Source organism: Kitasatospora sp. NPDC030952 (assembly GCF_055571335.1).
Map to the genome: position 1 here is coordinate 1 of NZ_JBVIFM010000036.1, position 22519 is coordinate 22519.

Sequence of the window (22519 nt, forward strand, 5' to 3'; positions counted from 1 at the left end):
GGGGGCGGAAGGCCCTGAAGGGCCTTATCCCCGGCCTGGCGGCCGGGGCGCCGCTGACGCGGCGTCAGCCGGGGGGTGCCGGCTGCGCCGTCACCGTGCGTGGTGTGGCCTCGGCTGCGCCTCGGCGGCGATGCGGGGTTGGGGGAATTCGCCGGTGGCGAATCCGTGGGGTTGTGCTGGCTTGTTTGAGCAGGCGTCGGGCGTCGCTGCGCTCCGCCTATCGGTGGAATTTGCCCCGGGCCTACGGCCCGTCAACCTGTCGGCATTCCGGCTTTGTTGGGCTGGTGTTTTCACGGCCCTACGGGCCTATTTGCTGGCAGGGTTTCCCGGGCTGCGCCCGGGGGCGGGCGTTGACGATGTGACGCGAAATTCGGGTAGTGGCCCATCCCCCCGATCGGGCGGGGGTGCCGGCCGGGGCCTGCGGCCCTCGGCGTTGACGATGTGTCGCGGACTTCGGGTATCAGCAACAACCCCACCCCAGGGGCCCCTCCCTCGGGCGCGGCCGGTGGATGATCAGGGGCAGATTCGCCTTGCAGTTACTGGGCTGGCGGCCCATCCGCCGTCCCCAGGGACGGGCCTGCGGCCCTCGGGAGACGTCCCCGGGCCACCGGCTCGACCCGGCCTCCCCCGGCCCCTGTGGCGGGCCCTCACGGGCGCCCCGCACGGCGGTCCCTGACAGGCCCTCAACCGCGATTCCCGACCGAGCATCCGGAGCGTATCCAGCGGCGTTTCTCCGGCGTCCGAACAGCTCTATTCTACCGGCCCACGGGCGGGTGCCAGACATGAACAGGCAGCCTCGCGGACACCGTCCGGCCAGGCTCTATCAAGACGCACTCACGGTGAGAATCCGGATTCCCTTCCGTCCTCTTTAAGGCGGCGATCCGAAAGCCTTTCGGGGCGCCGCTACGAGGAATCGAATTCAGGCACGCCGGTAAGGGGCCTACGGCCCTCGCGTCCGGCACGGCAACCGCCATTCCACACCGCCCAGGAAAACCCGCCCAGAGCCAACCGGGCAATTCCCGGAGCAGCGACACCAAACCGAACACCGGACCAGGACGGCAGAGAGGGGCGCGGGCACGGCGGCAGCCCCAGGGAACCGCGGCAGCGGCGGGGAGCTGCCGGGGCCGGCCCACCGGGCAGACCGATGCAGTGCGCTCCCGTACCGCACACCGCGGTGTAGCGCTCAGCCGTGGATCTCCCAGGCCCTCTGCGGGAACCAGTGAGGGAGGTCGTCGAGGGCCTCCGCGGGGAAGAACACCGGCCGGGTGAGCAGCCGGTCGTGCGCCCGTTGGACGTTGACGACCACGCCCAGGAGGTCCGATCGGGGCACGCCCAGGCTCATGTACGAGAGCTCGGCATCGCGTTCCTCCATCCGCCGCCCCACCTCTGAGGGAGTCCGGCCCACGAGCGCGGTGCCCTCCACGGTGACCTGCGGCCCGCACAGAGCGTCGACCGCGATCCCGGACAGCCGCTCGTCCTGGTAGTACAGGTGCAGGCCGAACTCCCGGTACCGGCCCTCCTCGACCCTCCAGACCTTGTCGCCCGGCCCTCCGCGCCAGGTCCGGTGCTCGGTCTCCCCGGTGAGAGCGCTCATGGCGGCCGTCACCTCATCAGCACTCATGCCGAAACGCAACGGCCCCACGACCGTGAACGACTCCAGTACCCACTGCACGCGATCCTCGTCCGGCTGAACACGCCACCACTCCTCAAACATGATCAACACCCTCCCCGACACCACCGACATCCGCAGGCATCCAGGACACCGCCCGGTCTGAACCTCGGGCGTAGCGGACGGGCCGGGACAGCCCGACCCGGCGGTCGGCCCGCCGAGCACTCCCGGACGGCGCCTGGACGTTCTCCAGGGCGGCCTGACGGCCACCCAGCCGCCCGGACCGCCCGGCCGGGACGGCGGCACAGCGAGGCCCGGACAGCCCCGGACGGCGGCGCGACCCGCACGGCAGCCAGCACGGCGGGACGGCGACAGCGGCAGCAAGCACCGAACGGGGCGCGGCCTGGACGGGGCGGGGCCTGGACGGCGGACCCGGGACGGCAGCGACCGAGCAGGCGCAGCAGGCCCGGGACGGCGGCGCAGCGAGGCGGCACGGCCACCGGGAACGGCGGGCCCGACCCGGACGAAACCGAACACCGACCCCCGCCACCACCCCCACACAACAATTCCAACCCGAATTCACACCACCACCCGGAAGCCAATCCACAAAACAACCCAACCGAATTACCAGCGTAATTCACCCCCGAAAACAAGCCCCCCCCGACCGGCCCCCCGACTGGCCCGACCCGCCCCCAACCCAACCCACCACCACACACAGTCACCAAACCCCGCCCCGAACACCCACCCCGCCACACCCCGACAGACACAACCAAAGGTCCAGACAACACACTGTGCGGGGCCAAAACACGCCCACACAAGCCAACAGGTCACACCCAGCGGTCCCTCGCCGGGTAGAGCTCGGCGTGCAACACGCGGTCCTCCCACCACGGATCGCCCGGAGTGGAGACCCAGCTCGGCCACCAGCTCGCGCTTGGTCGGAACCGGCAGCACCGGCGGGCCCAAGTCCTTCGCGGCGCGGGCCTGAACGCACTCGGGACACTCCAGCCGGCCCGGGCCCGGCTTCTCCCGCAACTCCAGCTTCGAGGCCTTCATCCCCCGATCGAACCCCGGCACGTCCAACACAGGCGCAGCACGGCGTTCGCGGTACGGGCGACCGTCAAGTCGATCCTGGCAGGAGCATGGAACTGCCTTCGGGTTCTGCTGTTCTCCGCGAGGCTAGGTCCATGGATTCCGTGGTCTTCCGTGTCTCTCCGATTGCCGGGGAGACGACCTTCTCGTTGGTTGGCCGGGTCGCTGCCCGCTACGGCCTGGACGACACCGCTCTACTGACCCACTGGCAATGGCACGGCCACCGTCTGCGGCACGAGAGCGGTGCACTGCGGACGGACGCCGAGGTGCTGCTCGACGAGGCCGGGCGGCGGGTCCTGGTCGGCCTGTGCGGGGTCGCCGGGGAGGTGCTGGCGCGGGCGTTGCCGACGTGGGGGTTGGACGACGAGAAGCTGACCACGCGGGCGGGTGGGGGTGGTCCTCGGGCGGTGTGGCGGGTGGGCGGTGCAGTGGTGGGGCCGGTGGCGTTCGGGTGCCGGTCGTGCGCGGCGCGGCGGACCGGGGCTTCGGTTCGGGTGGTGCGGTACGCGCAGCGGTGGGCGCGGGTGTGCGTGCAGCATGAGCGGTGGCTGCTGGACGCGGACGCGGACCAGGCTCTGGAGCACCTGGATCTGCGCGGACTGCCGGAGATCGTCGAGGCGCAGCGGCGGTGGGCGCGGGTGGCGAAGTGTGCGGTGCGGGCGGGGGTGGAGCCCGGGAAGGTGTTCGGTGTGGCGTATGCGGTGGTGTGCCGGTGGTGGGATCTGGCATTGGAGTGGCCGGACGAGCGGGCGTGGCCCGCGCGGCTGCATGCCCTGGCGGGTGGGGACGCGGGCGGGGATTTCTGGCGGTGGCGGGCGGTGGCGCGGGATGCGGCGGTGTTCCCGGAGGTGGTGGAGGTCGCGCGGGCGCTGCTGGATCCGGTGATGGCCGAGTTGGCCTGGCAGGACAGTGGGGCCGAGCGGCCTCGGGCATTGCCGGCGGACGGGGAGTTCTGTCGGCGGTTGGGTGAGCGGGTGGGGCGCCGGTGGCTGGGGCCGCTGGCGGCGGTCGACTTCGGCGGGCCGCTGATCACGTGGATGGGGGCGGTGATCCGTCGGCGCCGCGGCGTGGCCGTGCCCTCCGGCCACAGGGACGAGTTGTGGTGGGTGCGCCGTGAGCTCCAGCCGACGAGCATGGCGGCGCAGCTGCGGGCGCTGGCGAAGGAATCAAGGCTGCCGGGGTCGGGGACGGTGTGGCGCTCGGCGGTGGCGCCTGAACGGCGCGCGCTGATCGGCAACTTGCTGGACGACGCGGAGGAGCAGTTGATCCAGCTGCGTGGGGCGCAGCGGGGCAGTAGTGCGGAGGCGGCGGAGCGGCTGTTGAAGGGCCTGGGTTGCAGCATCGGCCGATTGCAGGAGGCGGTGCGGGAGACGGTGGGGGCTGCGTTGGAGGCCGGGGTACGGGTCGAGGACGTGGCTCTCTGGGCGGGGCTGTCCTCCGGCGCGCTCGCCGAGGTGCTCGGGGCTGGTGGCGGGGCGGGGCGTTAGAGAGGTCTGACGGGTCGTTGGGCCGGGGGCGGACTGGGTGTGGGGCAGTGCTGTGCAGGGCGGCGCCGGGCTTGGGCTCGGTGGGGGGGGTGTGGGCCCGGGTGAGAACGCGGGCGCGTGTGGAGCGCTCTACCGCACCAGGTCACGGGGTGGGGCGGGAACGGGGAAAGCCGTCCGTGTGGGCGTGTGTGGCGGGTTGGCTGAGAACCGTGAGCGGCGTGGACGGTTGGGCTGGGGCGGGTGGGTCCGCGGGCCCGGTGGATGTGGATGGGCGGGCGGGGTTCGAGGCGGTGTTCCTCGACCCGGTCGGGCAGGAGGTGCGCCAGCGGTGGGAGGACGCCTGCGTGGCGGTGGCGTTCGAGGACCTGGCGCCGGTGTCCGCGTTCCCGGTGCCGCCTGGGCGCAGGTGGGGGCCGGGGCTGTGGTGGTCGGCGACCACCGGGCGGCACGTGGTCGCCGGGTCGAACGCGATGCGTACCCAGCTGATGGTCCTGGACCGCGACCCGCAGGTGACAGGGCTGGCGGGGCGGCCGGTGCGGCTGGTGTGGCGCGACGGGCGGGGCGGGGCGCGCTCGTGGGTGCCGCAGCTGTTCGCCCGGTACGCGGACGGCACCGCTCTGCTGGCCGACTGCCCAGGGCATGCGGAGGCGGGCGGTGAGCGGGCGCTGCGTGCCGCGCAGGCGGCCCGGGCGGCGTGCGACCTGGTCGGCTGGCGCTACCGGCGCCTGGAGCCGCTGGATGCGGTTCTGGCGGCGAACCTGCGGTGGCTGGCCGGCTACCGCCATCCCCGCTACCAGGGCCGCCCCGGGGTCGTGGACGCGCTGCTGGAGGCGTTCGCGCGGCCGAGGCCGCTCCTGGAAGGCGTTCAGGCGCTCGGCACCCCGATGACGGTTCTGCCCGCCGTCTTCCACGCCCTGTGGCACAGCTGGTTGGCGGTCTCGTTGGAACGACCGCTGCACCAGGGCGTCCTCGTCGGCCCGGGATCCGTACGGGCCGTGGCGGGGAGCAGCGGGACGGGGACGACCGGGGCGGCCGGCGATTGTGGCGGGGGTTGGGTGTGAGCGCGGTGGCACGGCGGCGCGGCGGGCGTCCGGTGCTGGCGGTCGGCGGGCAGGTCCGTTTCCGGGGATTGCGCTGGCAGGTCGTCGGCCTGGCCGGGCAGCGCGTCCACCTGGTTGCCGACGAGGGGGAGGAAGTGGTGCTGGCCGGGCACCTGTTCGCCGACCCCACGTTCGCCCTCACCGGTCCCGAGGCCGGTGAGAAGGCGGAGGCGGCGCCGCAGTGGGGCCTGTTCGAGACCGCCCCGGCGGCGGCCAGGGAACGGGCGCTCGCGTGGCGCCGGCACATCCGCGAGGTCGAGACCGGGCACCCCGACGGCGCCGAGGCCGGCTTCGTGGCCAAGGAGTGCTACGACCCGAAGCGGTACACCCTCGTCGAGCGGGAGCGGGCCAAGGCCGAGGAGCTCACCGCGCTCGGCTTCGGGAAGGTCAGCCGTTCCACGGTGCAGAAGATGCGGCTGGACTACCGCAAGCAGGGCCTGTGGGGGCTGGTCGACCACCGCACCACCCGCGGGCCGATGCCTGCGGGGCGCACCGACGAGCGGGTCGTGGCCGCGGTGAAGGAGGCGATCCGGCGCCGGCGCGGCCGCTCCAAGGGCACCGTCAAGGCCCTGTTCCCCGTCGCGGCCAGGATCTTGGCCGAGCGGCACGGGGACGCGGTGGCGATGTGCTCGCAGGCCACCTTCTACCGGCTGGTGGCCGCCCTCACCGACCCGCGCGAGGACATCCACGGCCGCGGGGACGGTGTCCCCGGGCCCCGGGAAGGGCGGGCGTTCACCCCGACCGTGGCGCTGCGCCCGGGCGAGCAGGTGCAGATCGACACCACCCGCCTGGACGTCCTCGCGGTCTTCGACGACGGCACGCTGGGCCGGCCCGAGCTGACGATCGCCGTCGACGTCGCCACCCGCTCCATCCTGGCCGCCGTGCTGCGCCCGCACAGCACCAAGGCCGTCGACGCCGCGCTGCTGCTCGCGGAGATGGCCGTCCCCCACCCCGCCCGCCCCACCTGGCCCGACGTCCTGCGCTTCGCCCACTCCTGCCTCCCGTACCGGGAGGAGCTGCTGTCGGCCGACGAGCGCCTCGAAGGCGCCGCGGCACGGCCAGTCGTCGTGCCGGAGACGATCGTCGTCGACCGCGGGAAGATCTACCTCTCCGAGACCTTCACCGCCGCCTGCCAGACCCTCGGCATCAGCGTCCAGCCCGCCCCGCCGCACGCCCCGACCGCCAAGGGCATCGTGGAGCGCACCTTCGGCTCCATCAACACCCTGCTGTGGCAGCACCTGCCCGGCTACACCGGCTCCAACGTCCTCGAGCGCGGCCGCGACGTCGAACAGCACGCCTGCTACAGCGTCGCCCGGCTACAGGACCTCCTCGACGAATGGCTCGTCCACTGGCACCACCGCCCCCACAACGGGCTGCGCCACCCCGTACTGCCCAAGACACGGCTGACACCCCTGGAGATGTGGGGCGCGCTGACCGCCGTCGCCGGGCACGTGCCGGTCCCGTTGACCGGACGGGACTACCTCGAGCTGCTGCCCGTGCGCTGGCTCACCATCAGCGACCACGGCATCCGCCTCGAGCAGCGCACCTACGACCACGACCTCCTCGGCCCCCACCGCGGCCAGCCCTCCCCCATCACCGCACGCGGCGGCCGGTGGGAGGTCCACCACAACCCCCACGACCTGCGCCAGATCTGGATCCGCCTACCCGGCCGCGACGACCTGGTCGAGATCCCCTGGATCCACCGCGACCACGTCCACCAGCCGTTCGACGACCGCACCTGGCAGCACATCCGCACCACCGCCCTACGCCGCGGCGACCACGACCAGCACCAAGCCGACCTCGCCCAGGCCCTCGACGACCTGACCCGCCGCGCCGCCGCCGGCCACGCCACCCGCACCGAACAAGCCCTCCTCACCCGCGCCATGCCCGCCCGCATCCCCCACCCCACCGACACGGGCGACAGCACAGCGCGGCCGGGGCGGGAAGACCGCGCCGGCGCACCAAAGCGGCCAGACGCGGACACGAGCGGCCGGGAAGACACCGAGAGCCTGGACGAGCTGGACGCCGAACCCGACACCAGCGGGTGGCCCGACGACGAGGACGACGGCGACGGCTGGGCCGACGAAGGCAACGACGGCCGCTCCCCCGCCCCGCCCTACACCGGCCTCGGCCTGTGGAACGCCCACCAGGAAGCCGAACGATGGTGAACAACCGCCACACACCCGCAACAGGCGGCCACCACCTCCCCCGCGCTGCATCGGCAGCGGCCACGGCATGCCGAAGTCGGGCGCAGCACGGCCGTGCCGGGGCACAGCGCGGGCGTGCCGGGGAGGCGTTGCGGCGCTGCCAGCCCCGGCCTCGTGCGCTCCGTGAGGCCGCCGGGAACCCGGCGCCCGGTCAGGGCCCGGGTACCGGCACGCTCCGGCATCATCGGACACCGGAGGAACGGGGCCCCGGCGGTGAACAGCACCGGCACGAACACCACCGACACCACGACGGGGCCGGTGGAGCCGGCGCCGTACGCGGTCGACACCTGGCACGGCTTCCAGACCTTCGCCACCACCCCCGCCCCCGCACCACCCGGGCCCGGGGAGCCGGAACGCAGCATGGAGGAGCGGCTGGCCTACCACTCCGCGTTCGTCACCGTCCGCACCCCCGCCATCGATACCCTCGCGCTCAGTGTGCGGCGTCTGATGCTGCTCGGACGCCACCAGCGCACCACCGCCCGTCCCAGCCTGATCCTCACCGGGCCCGCCGCCACCGGGAAGACCACCGCCCTGCTCGAAGTCGGCCGCACCTGCCACCTCGCCCACACGCGCCAACACCCCGCCCCACCCGGGAACGGGCACCCGACGGTACCGGTGGCGTACGTCCTCGTGCCGCCCGGCGCCAGCGCCAAGACCCTCACCGCGGGCTTCGCCCGCTACCTCGGCATCCCCGTCACCGCGCGCACCACCCAGGCCCAGCTCATGCACGCCGTCACCCACACCTACAACACCGCCGGCGTGCGCCTGGTCCTGATCGACGAGATCCACCGCCTCAATCCCCGCACCACCACCGGCGCCGAAGCCGCCGACCTGTTGAAAGACCTCACCGAACAGATCGGCGCGACCTTCGTCTACGCCGGCATCGACGTCACCACCACACCCCTGTTCAGCGGGGTCCGCGGCGCTCAACTCGCCGCCCGCGCCAGCCTCGTCGAAACCGGCGCCCTACCCGCCCGCCTCGGCACCCGACGCCCCTTCACCGACCTCGTCACCGACATGGAAACAGCCCTCGACCTCCGGCGGCACCGGCCCGGCACCCTGTCCCGCCACGCCCCCTACCTCCACCAACGCACCGCCGGGCGTATCGGCAGCCTCGCCCGCCTCATCCGCGAAGCCGCCCTGACCGCGATCCTCGACGGCACCGAACGCATCACCAAAACCACCCTCGAGGCGGTGCGCCTGGACCACCAAGCCGAAACCCACCCCACACCCCGCCCCCGCGGACGGACCCGATGAAGGCGGGGACACCAGCCACCGAAACCGGCTGAGAAACCCTCAGAAACAGCGAGAACGCGGCCCGGCGCCATCGCCCCCGTACCCGAGATGAGCCGAGAACACCCCGAGATCAATGAGAACATCCCCCCAGCGGGCCCCGGACAGTCCCCACGACACCCCACCTGACCAGGAAAAACAGCCCTGACCAGCCAAAACGTGGAAGCAGCCTTTAGGACACTCCACACCCCTCAACACCGGCCACCACACTCACAAAACCCGCGATACTCCCAGCTCACAACCACCGCCTAAGCCCACAAACCCCCACCCACCCGTTCTCACCCCACCCACAAAACCCCAGCCCACACACCACCCCCCATCCCAACTACACCCCCCTCAAACCTCAGCGGTCCTCCCACCACGGATCGTCTGGAGTGGAGACCAGCGCGGCCACCAGCTCGCGCTTGGTCGGGACCGGCAGCATCAGCGGGCCCAAGTCCTTGACGGCGCGGTCCTGGACGCACTCGGGGCACTCCAGCCGGTCGGGGCCGGCCTTCTCGGTCAGCTCCAGCTTCGAGCCCTCCTTCCCGCCGATCGAGCCCCGGCACGTCCAGCACGGGCGCAGCGCGGCCCCAACTCCGCTGGTGAGGGACACCCGTAACGGAGTGTCAGTGCAGTGAGGTAGGGTCCTCTCTTAATCGCGCCCGGTACAGGTCGCGGGTATGGGATCGCCAGGTCCGGCTACGGCCGGAATCGCCCCCACGCCCCCCGTACCCGGCCGGTTCACGGCGCAGGTCCGGTCACGGCCGGGATCCGCCTGTAACCGGGAGCGCAGGGACTTCCTGCGTGCCTTTCGTCATACGCAGAAAGTGAGCCATGGCTCATGGCCATGCCGTTTGCCAACCTTCCCGAGATCCTCGACCGCGCCCCCGCGGACGCGTCGCGGAAGCTCGCCACGATGATCAGCCAGTGCCCGGTCATCGTCCGCGCCGACGTCCAGCCGGACGAGGAGAGCCTGGGAGTCTTCGCCCGCGCCGTCGCGGAGCCCGGCCCCGTTCGTGCCCTCTTCCCCCCGGACCTGGGCGTTGACGGCCGCTTCCACTACCTCGACGGCGGGGTGCTCGGCGACTGCCACCAGATCATCACCCCGCCGATCCCGGTCATGACCCTGTTCCTGCTGTTGGTGGCCAACGTCAGGGACGAGGAGAACAGCGACTACAGCGGAACCGGGAACGATGTCGGGGCCCTTCCCTTCCCCCCCGCCACGCAGAGCGCCCCCGGCTCCTCCGTCCTGGAGCTACGCTCCGACGGCCCTCACGCGCTGGAGCGGCCCCAGAAGCGGCAGGAGTGGACGATCCACCAGGTCACCACCTCGGCCCCGAGCCGCAGCATCAAAACGGTGACCGCCCAAGGCCAGCGCCGGCCCATCGAGGCAGCGCTCATGCGCATCACCGACAACGAGCGCACACCCTTGGGCATGGGCGTTTCCCCGATCGACGGGCATGGCCGCGCGGCCATGAAGTTCCAGGCGATCGTGCAGTTCAGCGCCACCCTCAAGCTGCCGTTCTCCCTGTACGGCTTCGCCCTGCTCAACAAGGACGAGCAGGAGCGGATCCTCGACACCCTGATCCCCTGCCTCCAGCAGGCCCGCGAACAGCTCCTGACACTGGAGGACGCCGAGGGGACCGTGGAGATCGAGGTGCGCTACCGAGGTGCCAGTAGGGCAGTGTCGGTGCCGGCTAAGAAGGCGCTGGCCGCCGTCCACGGCTGGACCACCACTGCCCAGGTCGTCCTCGGCGCTTGGTCCGTCGGCGACGTCATCCGCGACTTCGCGGCGAGCCTGACCCGGCGGTACGAGACGCTGCACAACGAGCCCAAGGAGCTGCCGAAGGGCGCTGCGGTGGCCCGGCTGGCCACGGACGCACTGCGCCGCCTCGCCGAAGCCGGCGTCTTCGACGGGGTGCCCGTCTACGGCAGCAAGATCATCGAGTTCATGACTATGCCCTCCAGCCGCCCCGACGGTATGCCGCTCGAGTACCTCGCCACCATGTGCGTGTGGGCGTTCAGCCGGAGCGGTAAGGCCGCCAAGGCCGTCTACGCCGAGCTCGGCATGGACAGCATGGCGTTCACCACGCGCGGCGGTCGGCTCCGGTGCCAAGTCGTCGCGCACCTCGTGCACCGGGCCCTGCCCCGGGCGGCGGACAGCTACCACGCCGCCGCCGCGCAGTCCCTGCTGGTCGGCAGCTCCGGACTGCCGTCCGTACTGACCTGGCGCCCCATCTCCGCCGTGCTGGACTCGGTGACCGCCGAGGCCGGGAGCACCACCGGCAAGCAGGCCCTGGCCGAGGTTCGGGTCCGGACCACGATCGCCGCTACCGCCTCCGGCGTCCTCCAGTCCGCGTACGGCGCGCAGGAGGTCACCCGCGCCCGCGGAGCGGCCAGCGCCTTCCTGAACCGCATGATCACGGACAAGCCGGGGGCCAAGGCCGCCTGGGGCCGCCGCCAGGCCGAGGCGATCGTCGAGACCTTCTGGAACAGCGGCGGCCTGGAGGACCCGCCGCAGGTCAGCCAGGCCGCGCCCAGCCCCGGGGTGCGTTACGAGCTGATCCTGTCCAACGGCAAGCCCGTCCCCGTGACCGACGAGTCCGCGCGCAAGGCGTGGAAGCTCGGCAAGGACGTCACGACGCTCGACAACGACGACTTCGAGACCCGCATCTCCGACAGCGTCAACACCGCCCAGACCGCCATCGACGCCTACGCCCTGCACCTCGGAGAGGCGGGCAGGTGCAGCCAGGGCTGGAAGGGCGTCGTCAGCTCGCAGGTCTTCAGCACGGTCGCGGCCATCGCCAACCTGAAGGACGAGTGATGCTGCGCTGGAACGCAACCACCGAGCGGGCGGTGGTCGATCTCCTCGGGGACCAACTGACCGTCAACAGCACGGAGGTCCGTCCGCTACCGCTCGGCGCCTCGGCGCTGCTGCACCACGTCACGCTGTACATCGCGCTCGGGCTCGCCCGCGAGATCCTCTACGTCGGCATGGCCTATCGGTTCAACACGCTCACCGCAGGAGCAGACCGCATCGGCGAGCACGACGAACCCGAGAGCCAGTACTGGACCGCGGCAGTCGAGCTTCCCCTGCGGGAAGACCTCGAGCGTCACCAGGTGCTGGCCCTCGAAACCCGTGTTGGCATCCTCCTCGGTCGCCCCCGAGGACATCACCGCAGGCAGCGAACGCCCATCTGACCGTGGGAGGCACCGGACATCGACCCTGACCCCAGCGGCCGGAGTGATAAAGAATCGGGTGCTCCGCCCGCACACCATTGCCCGTGGGTGGAGCCTCAACTCGGCTGAACCACCTGGTTGCACCAGACCCCGGCGGCCGGCCGGAACTACGACAGCAGGCCCCGGACGCGACGTCCGGGGCCTGCTGTCGTACGCCCTGCTCGGCCCGGCGAAGGTTCAGAGCGGGTCGCGGCGTACGACGGGCCGACTCGGCCGCCCCTGCCCGGCGGCCAGGGCGAGGGCGATGGTGCGGGTGCGCTCCAGCCAGCTCGTGACCTGGCGCAGCGTTTCGGGGTCGAGGTGGCGGGTGAGGTCGCGGACGGCCTGGTGGTCGTCGTCGGTGAGTGTGTGGAGGCCGGCGCGGTCGAGGGCGGTGTAGAGGGGCTGGGCGGCGGTGCCGGCGAGGCTGCGCTGGGCGGCGTCGGTGGTCTGTCGGGCCTGGTGGGCGGCCTCGCGGGCGCAGGCGGCGAGGTCCTGGCGGTGGCGCTCACGGCGCAGCGCCTGCTGGAGGGCGGTGTCGTGGTCGGGGTCGTAGCGCTCGGCCCCGGTGGCGGCGGTGTGGTCGCGTACGCGCTGCCACTCGGCCAAGGCGGTGGCTGCGGTGGCGTGGGCGGCCTCGTCTCCGGCGTCGGCGTACCGGTCGGCGGCGCGCTCGTCCTCCCGGGTGGCCGCCGGGTGGACGGGCCGCGGTTCGGTTAGCGTCGGCTGCGGAGGACCGGACGGGTACTGGAGGTCGGTGGCATGGCAACGACGACGCCCTTGCGGCTGGTGGACGAATGGCGTCGAGCTGCAGACCGCCACCTGACACCGACCAAGCGATCGCTGGTGGTGATGTGGGCGTCCTTCGGTACCACCTTCGGCACGGTGCGGTTCATCACGCACGGGATCAGGGGCGGCTGGCTGCCCTGGGGGAACGTCTCAGCCGACGGGAAGCACCTGCACCACTACAACGTCGGCATCGCGGCGCTGGCCGGGGTCGGCCTGGTGGCCGTCCGGGGCGACGAGCAGGCGGTCGGCCACCCGGGGGTGGCCGCCGTCTACGGCGCGGGCGCCGCTCTGATCACCGACGAGTTCGCGCTGCTGCTGGACCTGCAGGACGTCTACTGGGCCAAACAGGGCCGGGTGAGCGTCGACGTCTCGTTCGGCGTGCTCGCCGCGCTCGGCGGCTACCTGGCGGCCGCGCCGTTCTGGCACGAGATCGTCCGAACCACCCACCGCCGGCTGACGTCCGGCTAACGTCCCGCCTGGTCGCGTTTGCGCGTACCAGGACACCTTCGGCTGCTGGGTGGTGGCCACTCGTCTCCTTCCGGGCAGCGGGCCGTCCCGGCCCGGGCAGGCAGGCCGGGACGGCGGGCGTTCGTCGGTGGGTCAGCCGGTGACGGTCTCGGCGTGCCGGGTGAGCGCGTCCAGGAGCGCAGCCTGGTGGTCGGTCAACTTGCCCTCGGTACGGGCCTTGTCCTGCTTGCGCAGCCACGTGCCAGGTCGGAACGTCGGGTCCGCCTCGCCGCCGGTGCGGTTCGCCGGGCCCTCCAGGGTGCCGCCGGCGGCGAGGTAGGCGAGCAGGCGCCGGTACGACCTGTTCCAGTCCGGCTCCAGACGCCACATCTCGTCCAGCGCGTCGAGCTTGGCGACCTGGACGCCGTCCGGCAGCGGGGAGCGAGGAGCAGCCGGCCGAGTCCGCCCGCCCGGTGGGGGCCGAGCGTCGGGCCGCTCACGCGGTGTGGCCCGGCGGGTAGTGGGCCGCACTGTCGGGCGAGGACCAAGTCATCGCCCACCGCCCGCTCCAGCCATCGACGACCAGAGAGCCGGGACGACGGCCGCCACGGCGAAGACCAGAGGCCGGCCTGGCTACCGCAGACGGACGTTGCCGTTCGCATCCACGACAAGGATCAGCTCGCCGTCCAGGTTGTCCCGGAGGACCTTGTTCAGCTCCGCCCGGTCGAGGGAATGCTGAGCGGGGAAGTCGAAGGCCTGGCCCTTCGGCATCGGACCGCTATCGCCCCACGTGGAGTCGAAGAGGAACGCGTCGGCGATCGTGCGAGCCATGGTGAGACCTTCTTCCAGGTGACCTGACGATCACCATAGATCCCGCCCGCAATCTGGCGGAAGGCCCGTCATACGGTCACCGGGGCCAGGCACGCCGCAACGACGTCGCCGCCGAACCGTCGACCCTCACCGCCGAGCCATCGGCCTTCCCCGTCGAACGGGCGGCCTTCGCCGCCCACCACGCCGCCCACGCGCAGCGGGACCTGGAGCAGGAGGCCGAGGACGCGCGGCGGGAGGAGCGGCAGCGCGCCGAGATGGCCGCTGCGCTGCGGGCAGCCGCCCACGCGACCGCGAAGGCGGCCGGGCTGGCCACACGCACCGGTGACCGGTCGCTGGGCGAGTTCGCCGCGGCCGTCCTCGCCTGTGGCCGGGACCTGGATCCCGAGGACGGCGAGTGTGGCGGCGTGCCCGCGGAGATCACCCAGGTGCTCGACGGATTCGTCCTGCTCAACGACGGGCTCGGCGTCCAGGAGGGCCTCGTCCTGGCGGCCGTCGGGGCGATCGCGCTCGCCATGCCACGCACCATCACCTGCGGATGCCCCGTCACCCAGCTGCCCCGGTTCACGGAGCGCCTCGAACAAGCCCTCACCGCCGACCGTGCCGCCACCACCGAACACCACCAGTGACCCCCCGGGCGTTCTTCGTCCCTCGGGTCCGCTCGGGCTCCAGGGTTCCGCGGCGTAGGCGACGCCCGCGCGCCCGACGTCCGGGAGCAGGAGCGCAGCCCGGCCGGGTCTCGGGGAGCAGGGGGTGTTCCGCGGGGCCCGGCCGGTGGGAGGTCAGCCGCGCCGTGGGGGTGGCGTGGCTGCGCTGGCCGGCGGCCCGGTGGTGCTGTGGTGGGGCCGCCGTGCCGGGAATGCTAGACCTGTGTCGCCGGTGGTGGCCAGGGGTTTGACCTGCGAGATTTCGGCCGCGAACATGCCATCCGGCCTCGAGGCGGCCGGGGCGCGGTCCGCCGCATTCACCAGCTCGCCGGGCCGTCGGGTGCGGTGGGCTGAGGCGTGCGGCGGATCGTGTCGGGGTGGTGGAGGTACCAGCCCCAATCGTCGAAGCCTGCGCCCCAGCGGACGAGGGCGACCCAGGCGGTGGAGCCCTGGTGCAGGCGCCAGTTCTCGATCCGGCAGGGCCGCCACCGGCCGCCGAGGCGGATCTCAGCCCAGCGCCAGCGCGGCTCGGTGGTCCAGCACCGGCCAGGGCCGGACATCAGCGTGCGCGGCGCCCGCTCGGCGTCCCCGGGCTGGGATTCCGGGTGGCCGGGGTGGGAGCGGGAGATGGGGGATGCGCTGGTCACGTCCCCACGATAAATCGAACAGGCGTTCCCATTCAAACGTCGGCCCGGCACCACGGTGACCGAGCCGGCACCGCGTAGGGGCCCCGATCGGTCTTGTGCCCGGCACCCTCCACCCGGCCGGCCAGCCCGAGCCGACCGGGGGTTGCAACCGTCGGCACGGGCCTACCGTGGAGACAGAAACCGCGGAGGTGACCATGGCCGAGACCGCGACAATGACCTGCGACGCCTGCGGGCGCACCACCGCCTGGAACCCCTGGGGCCGGTGCTCATGGCAGTGTTTCGCGCTTGCGCGGAACAGCACGGAGCAGCAGCGGGCGGCGGCGGACGCCGCCCCGGCGGCGTTCGCGTTCTACATGGGCCTGGCTCCCGGCCGACGCGTCGACGGCGGCCGGTGACGCTCCCCTTCACCCTGCCCCTCGAGGTGGCCGCCGCCCGTCCGGTCACCGAGCCGCCCGCCGGGCCCCGGCTGAGCCTGGAGCCCAAACTCGACGGCTGGAGGGCCCTGCTGCGCACCGGTCCCGGCGCGCGGGTCTACAGCCGGCACGGCACCGACCTCACGGCGGCGATGGCGGATGTCGTCGACATCGCGAGCCGGATGCCGGAAGCCGTGTACGACGGGGAGCTCCTCGCCGTAACCAGGGCGGGCAAGGTGCGCTTCGCGCTGCTGCAGACCCGTGCCGGCAAGGGCCCGCGACCAGGCGCCGGGTTCGCCGTCCACTTCGCGGCCTTCGACGTCCTGGCCGCCGACGGCACCGACCACCGTCCCCGCCCCTACAGCGAGCGCCGCCGCCTCCTGCTGGACCTGCTCACCGAGGCGCCCACCGCGATCCGGCCCGTTCCGGCCACCGGCGACCTGGACGAAGCCATGACCTGGGTCGGCGCTCTGGGCGGCGCGGTCGAGGGCCTGGTCGCCAAACCGGACGGCCGGCCCTACCTGCCGCGGTACGGGTCCGGCTGGACCAAGTGGCGCCGCCGCCACCCCGTGGACGCTGTGATCACCGGCATCACCGGCCGCACAACCACCACCCAGGCCGCCATCCTCTCCCACCCCGGCCACGACGGCCGGCTGCGCCCGGTCGGCGTCTCCCTGCCCCTCGGCCAGGACCTGCGCCGCGCCCTGGCACCGCTGCCCGGAAACCATCGGCGGTCTGCCCGGCAGCCCGCCGGTTCCCTATCTACCGGTACGGCCGGAGGTCGTCGTCGAGATCGAGACCGACCAGGCCCAGCCCGAGGAGTTCGCCCGATACCGCCACCGCCCGCGGATCACCCGTGTCCGGGCCGACCTCACCCCCGAGATGCTGACCCCGGCGGTGACCTGAGGGTCAGGTGCGCGTCCGACCGCGAGACCAGCGGGGCGTCCGGCACGACAGCACGGTCAGGACCTGCGGCTGAGCAGCCGGGCGAGGAGCGTGCGGGCCTCGCGGCGTCGGGGGGTCAGGGCGGTCCGGTGGCCAGCCGGGAGCAGAGCCCGCCGGTGCGGCAATCTCACTGGCCTCTTCCTCGGCTATCGCGAGGAAGAGGTGTCAGTTGGGCCAACCGCTTGCCCGCCGGTGCTGACCTGCACAGACGCGTCCCACTGCCGAGCATGGCCGCAACCTGCGGTGCAACCTGCGGCGCAACCTCCCGGCATACCGCCCAGGAGACGGTCCAGCAGACCGTTCAGGGAACCAAGCTGTCGAACGTGCGTCGGCTGTACACGGCTGCCCCTGGTTGGCCCGTGGCCTCGATACGGTTCCTGTGTCGGGCGGTCACGCTGTTGCTGCGGATCACCGCGCGCCCGCCGGAGGCTGATCCGGCGGGCGCGTCCTCGGCGGCCACAACCCCCGTTGACGACAAGGGAGAGCAGCGCGGCCGCGGCAACGGCGGCGGCGGGGGACGGGCCTCACCCCGGGACGCTCAGAGGTTGTGGAGGTAGGCGAGCTGGACGGTGCGGGCGGCCTGCTCGGGGGTGTCGTGGAGCATCGCTTCCTGGGTGGCCTGGTCGCCGATGAAGTAGTTCTCGCACACGGCCACCCAGCGGTCGCCGAGCAGGCCGCGCTCGACCCAGCCGACCTGATGCCCCTCGGCCGTCACCAGGTAGACGTCCGGGTTGACCGTCCAGCCGGCCAGCGCCCACCAGTCACCGAACAGCCGCGGGTCGAGGACGACGCGCACATCGGTCGGGGGCAGGCGGCGGTGCATCGGATCGGCCGGTACGAGTATCTCGACGGGCGGCTGCTGCTGGGAAGGCCCGTCTGGAACCGGGGCCGCCGGTGCGGGCCGGGGTGCGGTGTGCTGCTGGGCGAGGCGCTGGCCGACGAGTTCACGCAGCTGCTCGCCGACCGGCGGGCTTTCGCCCCGGGGTGAAACCGGCGCCGTGCTGGCGGGCGGCTCGGCGGCCGCTGTTTCCCCCCCGGGGAGGAACGGGCTCCGCCGAGGCCTGCGGCTGGTCCATGGCGGGGCCGGCCATCGGGAGCGTTTCTCCCCGGGGTGTCGCCGGTGCAGGCCGGACTGCGGGCGTCGGGTCGACTGCCGCGCTCGCGCCCGCCCCGGCGGCCGCCGGCGTCAGCTCGGCCGGGGTCAGGACGTCACCAGGCGGGGCCGCGGTTTCGCCCCGGGGTGAAACGAGGGACTCCGGGGAGGCCTCGTTCGAGGCGGTGGCCTGGGTGGGGTGGGCAGCGAGCATCCGCTCGGCGATCTCCCGGTGGCGGATGGTCAGAGTGGTAGCGGCATGCAGGACGTCGGCCAGCGCCTGGCGGGCCAGGGCGGGGTCGTCGTGGCGGGCCGCGCGGTCGAGCTGGAAAACGAACACCCGGTCTTGGCGGCGCAGCTCCTGGCCGATGGCGAGGAGCTCGGCAACCCCGGGCCCGGCCGCGAGGTCCTCGGGCAGCGCTGTTTTCCCCCGGGGGGAAACAGCGGCCGCGGCGAGCGCCTGCTCCCGCTTCTCCTTCTCCCGCCGGCGGTCGGCCCGTGAGGAGCAGGCCTTCGTGCAGTACTTCCGCGGGCGGCCGCTTTTTCCCTTGGTGCTCGGTTCCATCTCCGTGCCGCACACGGTGCAGGTCGGCGCGCCGAACAGCATCGGCTCGATGGCCGTGTTTTGCCCCGGGGAGGAATTCATGATCGGGATGCTATCGCTCTGACTTTCGACCTTTCTCCCCGGGGAGCAATGCGGCGCGACGCGGCGGAGCCGTGGTCGTGCTCGGGCGCCCGGGCATGCCCCGGGTGGGCGGGCAAGTGGGGGCTTGCCCGCTGTCTGTGCGGCTTGCCCAGGCTTGCCTGATCCGGTGGGCAAGCCTGTGGCCTGCGCTTTTCGGGGGCCGGGCAAGCCGGTGGGCATGCCGGTGTAAGGAGGGTTCATGGCATCGATCTGAAAGGAGAGGTGCCATGACCACCCCCTCGTTTTCCCTCGGGATCTTCGCCCGCCTGGACGCCGACTGGGCGCTGCTGTGTGCGGACCGGGGAGTGCGTTGCGCCGTGACGGGCTGGCTGGAGACCGAGCACCTGGCGCCCGCTGTCGCTGCGGCCGCCGGCGCCTGGTCGGCCGACCTGGGTCCCGATCAGGTCCTGGCCGCCCTGCGTCCGGCTGGCGGGTGCGGGCTCGGTGACGACCTGTCCGACGCGATGCTGCGGGCTCTGCTGCGGCGGGCGTGCGGTGCCGGCGCTTCGGCGGCACTGGCCGCGCGGATCGTGCTGCAGGCGATGCTGCCGGCGGCCGTGCGCATGGCCCGGGGCCAGGTGCGTCCCTTCGGCGGCCGTTCCTTCGAGGACGTCGCCCAGGTGGTCGTGGCAGCCCTGTACGAGACGGTGGTCTCGGGACGCGTCCACAAGCGTCCCGGCCGGCCCGCGGCGAACCTCATGCTGGACGCGCTGCGGCGCACCTGCCGTGAAGTCGGCGCCGACCGGGAGGAGCTCGGCGCCCGCGAATCCGCGATCGAGGCCCGGACCGATGCCGGTCCCGGCCCGTTCGAGCACGCCTGCGCGTCGATCGTGACCGCGGCCGCCGCAGCCGCGGGTCTCGCCTGCGAGGAGGAGACGGACCGCGCCCGCCTGGAACTGCTGGAGCTCCTCGTCGACGCCATCGAGTCCGGCGTGCTGTCCCCGGCCGACGGCCGGGCCATCGCCTGGCACTACACCGCCGATCCCGTTCCGGACGCCCGGGCCGCCACCGCCGCCGGCGCCACCCCCGGCGCCTGGCAGCGCCGCCGCTCGCGCGCGGTGCACGCCCTGCGGACCTCGCTGCACCCCGTCGCCTGACTCCGGCTCATTCCACCTCCTGGAGGTCACCCGTGTCCTCGATTCCGATCCCCGCCGTCACCGTCGGGCTCGACGATCCCGCCCGCCTGCTCCTGCTCGGTGCGGCCTGCTACCTCGCGGCCGGCGCGGCCTACCTCGCGCTCACCGGAATCAGCGGCGGCATCCGCCGGCGCGAGATCGGCACCGGCCCCGCTGCGGCCGTGGCCGCCGTCCTGGTCTGGGGCGTCGTGGTCGCGCTCTGGCCGGCCCCTCTCGCGGCCCGCACCGTGCGCGCGCTGCGCCGCCCGGCCGACGAGGTGGCCGTGATGACGGCCTGGCGGCGCCCGCCCCTGCACGGTCGGCCGCTGCCGACGGCGCCCCCGCCGACTTCGCCGGTGCCGCCGTACTGGTACCGCCAGCGGTACGAGACGGTGCGCGCCGCCCTCGCCTGCCAGGGGCCGGCCGCCGCCGTGCAGGCGGCGACGAGCCTGGTCGCCGACTGCGTGCTCCTCCTCGGCGACCACCACGCCTGGACCCTCGAGGCGTGGGAGCTGCTGGCCCACGTGGCCGCCGACGCCGGCCGCCGCTGCGACAGCGTCTACCGCCCCCTCCTTCCCGCCCCCGGACGGCAGTCATCCGTCCCGGCGCCCTGCTGACCCGGAGACGACGATGACCGCATCCCACGCCCCCGAGGCCGTCGGCCTCGACACCGACGAGGACCGCGTCGCCCGCGCCCAGCGGCTGCTGATCGGGCTCGGCGCCGCCCTGGTCCACCGCCCCTTCGACACCGATGTCCACGACCGCCTGCGGAGCTTCCTCGCCCACGACGCCGCCTCCGTCCTGGCCTCGCTGCGTCTACTGCGCCAGCGGCCAGAGGCCGAGCTGCGGCGGCGGATCGCCGAGCTGTGCGGCGACCGCATCCGCCCCGCCGGAGGCCGGCCGTGAGGTTCCTGACCAAACGCGGCCCCACCCTCCCCGAAGAAGCGGGTGAGGCGCCGGTGCCCGGGGCCCACGCCGTCGAGGTCGGCGGCTGGTCGGTCGCAGCGCAGGCGAACATGGCGACCCTCATCCGGTGGGCCGCCTGGGGCCTGCTGCTCCTGGGCCCGGTGCTCGGCACGGCGGCCTGGCACGCGATGCCGGAGCCGGCCTCGGAGGTCCGCCAGCAGGCCGCTCCCGGCCAGCCGGCCGCCGGCTCGCAGGGGGCCGCCGGGTTCGCCCAGCTGTTCGTCGCCGCGTTCATCGCGGCGGGGGACGGCGACCAGGCCAAGCTCGCCGCCTACTACCCGGGCGCCACGGGACTGCGGCTCGAAGGGGCGCCCGGGCGGCGCAGCGGCGAGCAGCTGGCGGTGGTGCGGTTGCGGCAGACGGATCGGGATGTGTGGTCGGTGACGGTGGCCGCCCGTATCGCCGGTTCCGCTGGTGCGGCCTCGTCGCCGTCGTCGTCGCCTGCCGCTGATGGACGGCGGGATCCGCGGGGGGAGGCGGCCGCTGCCGCGGCCGGGGCGGTGCACTACTTCCAGGTGCCGGTGGCGACGGCGTCCGCGGGCGGCGGGGCGATGGGGTACGTGGCGTTGGCGATGCCCGCGGAGGTGTCGGCGCCGCCGCGGGCGCAGGCGCCGTCGACGGTGTACGGCCCGTGGCGGCCTGCTCTGCCGGGGGATGCGCTGACGCAGGCGGTGGCGGCGTTCCTGTCGTCGTACCTGACCGGCTCGGGGGAGCTGGACCGGTATCTGGCGCCGGGGGTGCGCTTGGCGGCGGTCGCTCCGGCGCCGTACGCCTCGGTGACGGTCGACCAGCTGGCGGTGGAGGGCGAGCACGACGGCGAGAGCTCCTCCGCTTCGGTGCCGGCCGACGGCGCGCGGGTGCGGCTGCTGGCCGTGGTGCGGGCCGGCGGGCACGACGGGGTGCGGGTCCCGCTGACATACGCGCTGACGGTCACCTCACGGGCGGGGCGGTGGGAGATCGCCTCGCTGGACGGGGCGCCCGTCGAGGCCCCGACGGTGCCGGCTGCCGGTACCGCTGCTCCTGCCTCGCCCTGACCTTCGTCTTCTTCCTTCTCTCACTTCATCTCCTCTTCTTCTAGGAGTTCGTCATGCACGAGGCTGTTCTCGCCGGCGGGTGGATCTCCACCGGCACCGGCATCGGCAACGACATCAAGGGCTTGATCTTCGGCGTGGGCATTCCGGTGCTGTGCGGCCTGTTCGTCCTGGTCGTCGGATGGAAGACGAAGGCCCCGGGGCCGACGATCATGGCCGTCATCATGGCGGCGATCGTGTGGGGACTGTCGGCCAACATGGACGTCCTCAAGGACAAAGCGACCGACGACATCACCCACTACGACAGCACCTCGACGGTCCAGAAGGGCGACCGGTGAGCACCGCGCCCGAGGGCGAGGACGTCCTCGTCGGGCGCTGCTACACCCGGTCTCGGCGCTCCCCCGTCCTCGTGGGCGTGGTGCCCGGCGGCGGCGGGCGCAGCCTGCGGCTGGTGGGTGGGCCGTACACGACCACGCAGCTGGCGGCGATGGTCGTCTGTGTCGTGGGGCTGGTGCTGGCGCGGCCGGTGTGGGGCGGTCACGGCCTGGTGGACCTGGTGGTGCTGGCCGGGGTGCCGTTCGGCGCCGCGTTCGGGCTGCGGCATCTGCACGTCGACGGCCGCAACCCTGCCGCGGCGGCGGCCAGTGTCGTGATGCTGCTCGCCGCGCCCCGGGCCGGGTGGCTGCGCGGCCGCCCGCTGCGGCCGGCCGGGGCCTCGCGTACCGGTGCCGCGGTCACCTTCGGCACGGGTCCGGGGCCGGGCTCGCCGGGCATCGCGCCGCTCGGGAGCGTACCCGCGGCTGGCCCCGCCGAGGCCGGCCGCGCTGTGCCCTCCGGGCCTGCCGTTCCGGTCGAGGTGCCCGTCGTCTCCGGGGTGCAGGCCGTCCTTGCCCGTCGCTCGTCTCGCTCGTCTTTGGGGGACTGAAC

General features: G+C 73.2%; 24 protein-coding genes. 16 read left to right on the plus strand and 8 right to left on the minus strand.

Annotated features, from left to right (window positions below):
* Positions 1–1183: 1183 nt before the first annotated feature.
* Positions 1184–1594, minus strand: coding sequence for a hypothetical protein (locus ACZ47G_RS37050; RefSeq protein WP_465750484.1), 411 nt, complete (start codon positions 1592–1594; stop codon positions 1184–1186).
* Positions 1595–2793: 1199 nt separating this feature from the next.
* On the opposite strand from ACZ47G_RS37050, the gene ACZ47G_RS37055 reads away from it, so the two are divergent.
* From ACZ47G_RS37055 to ACZ47G_RS37070, 4 genes are all read left to right on the plus strand, one after another.
* Complete coding sequence (locus ACZ47G_RS37055) at positions 2794–4185, plus strand: DNA-binding protein (protein ID WP_465750486.1); 1392 nt, start codon at positions 2794–2796, stop codon at positions 4183–4185.
* Between the two features lie 257 nt (positions 4186–4442).
* Positions 4443–5246: a TnsA-like heteromeric transposase endonuclease subunit gene (locus tag ACZ47G_RS37060; RefSeq protein WP_465750488.1), complete on the plus strand. Its 804-nt coding sequence runs from the start codon at positions 4443–4445 to the stop codon at positions 5244–5246.
* A 5-nt stretch (positions 5247–5251) separates the two neighbouring features.
* Positions 5252–7453: a transposase family protein gene (locus tag ACZ47G_RS37065; RefSeq protein WP_465750620.1), complete on the plus strand. Its 2202-nt coding sequence runs from the start codon at positions 5252–5254 to the stop codon at positions 7451–7453.
* A gap of 297 nt (positions 7454–7750) precedes the next feature.
* Positions 7751–8749 carry a TniB family NTP-binding protein gene (locus ACZ47G_RS37070; protein ID WP_465750622.1) on the plus strand — a complete coding sequence of 333 codons (999 nt, stop codon included), beginning with the start codon at positions 7751–7753 and terminating at the stop codon, positions 8747–8749.
* Positions 8750–9128: 379 nt separating this feature from the next.
* Here ACZ47G_RS37070 and ACZ47G_RS37075 read toward each other — a convergent pair whose 3' ends face one another.
* On the minus strand, positions 9129–9380 hold the full coding sequence (locus ACZ47G_RS37075; RefSeq protein WP_465750490.1) for a hypothetical protein: 252 nt from the start codon (positions 9378–9380) through the stop codon (positions 9129–9131).
* Between the two features lie 228 nt (positions 9381–9608).
* Between ACZ47G_RS37075 and ACZ47G_RS37080 the strand changes: the two genes are divergently transcribed.
* Both ACZ47G_RS37080 and ACZ47G_RS37085 read left to right on the plus strand, forming a co-directional pair.
* Complete coding sequence (locus ACZ47G_RS37080) at positions 9609–11591, plus strand: hypothetical protein (protein WP_465750492.1); 1983 nt, start codon at positions 9609–9611, stop codon at positions 11589–11591.
* The gene (locus tag ACZ47G_RS37085; RefSeq protein WP_465750494.1) at positions 11591–11968 is read left to right on the plus strand and encodes a hypothetical protein; all 378 of its coding nucleotides are present in this window, start codon (positions 11591–11593) and stop codon (positions 11966–11968) included. Before ACZ47G_RS37080 ends, ACZ47G_RS37085 begins: the two co-directional genes overlap by 1 nt.
* A gap of 216 nt (positions 11969–12184) precedes the next feature.
* On the opposite strand, the gene ACZ47G_RS37090 is transcribed toward ACZ47G_RS37085, so the two are convergent.
* Positions 12185–12595 carry a hypothetical protein gene (locus tag ACZ47G_RS37090; protein WP_465750496.1) on the minus strand — a complete coding sequence of 137 codons (411 nt, stop codon included), beginning with the start codon at positions 12593–12595 and terminating at the stop codon, positions 12185–12187.
* Between the two features lie 153 nt (positions 12596–12748).
* On the opposite strand from ACZ47G_RS37090, the gene ACZ47G_RS37095 reads away from it, so the two are divergent.
* Positions 12749–13243, plus strand: a complete 495-nt coding sequence (locus tag ACZ47G_RS37095) for a hypothetical protein (RefSeq protein WP_465750498.1) — start codon at positions 12749–12751, stop codon at positions 13241–13243.
* A 132-nt stretch (positions 13244–13375) separates the two neighbouring features.
* On the opposite strand, the gene ACZ47G_RS37100 is transcribed toward ACZ47G_RS37095, so the two are convergent.
* The gene (locus tag ACZ47G_RS37100; RefSeq protein ID WP_465750500.1) at positions 13376–13612 is read right to left on the minus strand and encodes a helicase associated domain-containing protein; all 237 of its coding nucleotides are present in this window, start codon (positions 13610–13612) and stop codon (positions 13376–13378) included.
* A gap of 243 nt (positions 13613–13855) precedes the next feature.
* Positions 13856–14053, minus strand: a complete 198-nt coding sequence (locus tag ACZ47G_RS37105) for a hypothetical protein (RefSeq protein ID WP_465750502.1) — start codon at positions 14051–14053, stop codon at positions 13856–13858.
* A gap of 254 nt (positions 14054–14307) precedes the next feature.
* Between ACZ47G_RS37105 and ACZ47G_RS37110 the strand changes: the two genes are divergently transcribed.
* Positions 14308–14679, plus strand: coding sequence for a hypothetical protein (locus ACZ47G_RS37110; RefSeq protein ID WP_465750504.1), 372 nt, complete (start codon positions 14308–14310; stop codon positions 14677–14679).
* Between the two features lie 335 nt (positions 14680–15014).
* Here the strand turns inward: ACZ47G_RS37110 and ACZ47G_RS37115 are convergent, their stop codons facing one another.
* Positions 15015–15344, minus strand: a complete 330-nt coding sequence (locus tag ACZ47G_RS37115; protein WP_465750506.1) for a hypothetical protein — start codon at positions 15342–15344, stop codon at positions 15015–15017.
* Positions 15345–15511: 167 nt separating this feature from the next.
* Here ACZ47G_RS37115 and ACZ47G_RS37120 point away from each other — a divergent pair, with 167 nt between their 5' ends.
* The gene (locus ACZ47G_RS37120; RefSeq protein WP_465750508.1) at positions 15512–15739 is read left to right on the plus strand and encodes a hypothetical protein; all 228 of its coding nucleotides are present in this window, start codon (positions 15512–15514) and stop codon (positions 15737–15739) included.
* Positions 15736–17259, plus strand: a complete 1524-nt coding sequence (locus tag ACZ47G_RS37125; protein WP_465750510.1) for an ATP-dependent DNA ligase — start codon at positions 15736–15738, stop codon at positions 17257–17259. Before ACZ47G_RS37120 ends, ACZ47G_RS37125 begins: the two co-directional genes overlap by 4 nt.
* Here ACZ47G_RS37125 and ACZ47G_RS37130 read toward each other — a convergent pair.
* Positions 17241–17525: a hypothetical protein gene (locus tag ACZ47G_RS37130; RefSeq protein WP_465750512.1), complete on the minus strand. Its 285-nt coding sequence runs from the start codon at positions 17523–17525 to the stop codon at positions 17241–17243. The two genes, ACZ47G_RS37125 and ACZ47G_RS37130, sit on opposite strands and share 19 nt — an antisense overlap.
* Positions 17526–17646: 121 nt before the next feature.
* The gene (locus ACZ47G_RS37135) at positions 17647–18402 is read right to left on the minus strand and encodes a hypothetical protein (RefSeq protein ID WP_465750514.1); all 756 of its coding nucleotides are present in this window, start codon (positions 18400–18402) and stop codon (positions 17647–17649) included.
* Positions 18403–18707: 305 nt separating this feature from the next.
* On the opposite strand from ACZ47G_RS37135, the gene ACZ47G_RS37140 reads away from it, so the two are divergent.
* The 6 genes from ACZ47G_RS37140 to ACZ47G_RS37165 are packed head-to-tail and all read left to right on the plus strand — an operon-like array spanning position 18708 to position 22517.
* On the plus strand, positions 18708–19577 hold the full coding sequence (locus ACZ47G_RS37140) for a hypothetical protein (RefSeq protein ID WP_465750516.1): 870 nt from the start codon (positions 18708–18710) through the stop codon (positions 19575–19577).
* 32 nt (positions 19578–19609) lie between these two features.
* A complete protein-coding gene (locus ACZ47G_RS37145; protein ID WP_465750518.1) occupies positions 19610–20212 on the plus strand; it encodes a hypothetical protein in 603 nt (200 codons plus the stop codon).
* 13 nt (positions 20213–20225) lie between these two features.
* Positions 20226–20501 (plus strand): hypothetical protein, encoded by a 276-nt coding sequence (locus ACZ47G_RS37150; protein ID WP_465750520.1) that lies wholly within the window; start codon positions 20226–20228, stop codon positions 20499–20501.
* On the plus strand, positions 20498–21595 hold the full coding sequence (locus tag ACZ47G_RS37155; RefSeq protein ID WP_465750522.1) for a conjugal transfer protein: 1098 nt from the start codon (positions 20498–20500) through the stop codon (positions 21593–21595). Before ACZ47G_RS37150 ends, ACZ47G_RS37155 begins: the two co-directional genes overlap by 4 nt.
* 53 nt (positions 21596–21648) lie before the next feature.
* Positions 21649–21930 (plus strand): hypothetical protein, encoded by a 282-nt coding sequence (locus ACZ47G_RS37160; RefSeq protein WP_465750524.1) that lies wholly within the window; start codon positions 21649–21651, stop codon positions 21928–21930.
* The gene (locus tag ACZ47G_RS37165; protein ID WP_465750525.1) at positions 21927–22517 is read left to right on the plus strand and encodes a hypothetical protein; all 591 of its coding nucleotides are present in this window, start codon (positions 21927–21929) and stop codon (positions 22515–22517) included. The genes ACZ47G_RS37160 and ACZ47G_RS37165 overlap by 4 nt, the downstream gene beginning before the upstream one ends.
* Positions 22518–22519 lie beyond the last annotated feature (2 nt).

Excerpts from the sequence above, each read along its gene's own strand:
- ACZ47G_RS37105 (WP_465750502.1), bottom strand. The coding sequence starts at position 14,053 with ATGGCTCGCACGATCGCCGACGCGTTCCTCTTCGACTCCACGTGGGGC.
- ACZ47G_RS37095 (WP_465750498.1), top strand. The coding sequence starts at position 12,749 with ATGGCAACGACGACGCCCTTGCGGCTGGTGGACGAATGGCGTCGAGCT.
- ACZ47G_RS37080 (WP_465750492.1), top strand. The coding sequence starts at position 9,609 with ATGGCCATGCCGTTTGCCAACCTTCCCGAGATCCTCGACCGCGCCCCC.
- ACZ47G_RS37050 (WP_465750484.1), bottom strand. The coding sequence starts at position 1,594 with ATGAGCGCTCTCACCGGGGAGACCGAGCACCGGACCTGGCGCGGAGGG.
- ACZ47G_RS37140 (WP_465750516.1), top strand. The coding sequence starts at position 18,708 with ATGACCACCCCCTCGTTTTCCCTCGGGATCTTCGCCCGCCTGGACGCC.
- ACZ47G_RS37110 (WP_465750504.1), top strand. The coding sequence starts at position 14,308 with ATGGCCGCTGCGCTGCGGGCAGCCGCCCACGCGACCGCGAAGGCGGCC.
- ACZ47G_RS37135 (WP_465750514.1), bottom strand. The coding sequence starts at position 18,402 with ATGCTGTTCGGCGCGCCGACCTGCACCGTGTGCGGCACGGAGATGGAA.
- ACZ47G_RS37055 (WP_465750486.1), top strand. The coding sequence starts at position 2,794 with ATGGATTCCGTGGTCTTCCGTGTCTCTCCGATTGCCGGGGAGACGACC.
- ACZ47G_RS37130 (WP_465750512.1), bottom strand. The coding sequence starts at position 17,525 with ATGCACCGCCGCCTGCCCCCGACCGATGTGCGCGTCGTCCTCGACCCG.
- ACZ47G_RS37150 (WP_465750520.1), top strand. The coding sequence starts at position 20,226 with ATGACCGCATCCCACGCCCCCGAGGCCGTCGGCCTCGACACCGACGAG.
- ACZ47G_RS37160 (WP_465750524.1), top strand. The coding sequence starts at position 21,649 with ATGCACGAGGCTGTTCTCGCCGGCGGGTGGATCTCCACCGGCACCGGC.
- ACZ47G_RS37085 (WP_465750494.1), top strand. The coding sequence starts at position 11,591 with ATGCTGCGCTGGAACGCAACCACCGAGCGGGCGGTGGTCGATCTCCTC.
- ACZ47G_RS37100 (WP_465750500.1), bottom strand. The coding sequence starts at position 13,612 with ATGTGGCGTCTGGAGCCGGACTGGAACAGGTCGTACCGGCGCCTGCTC.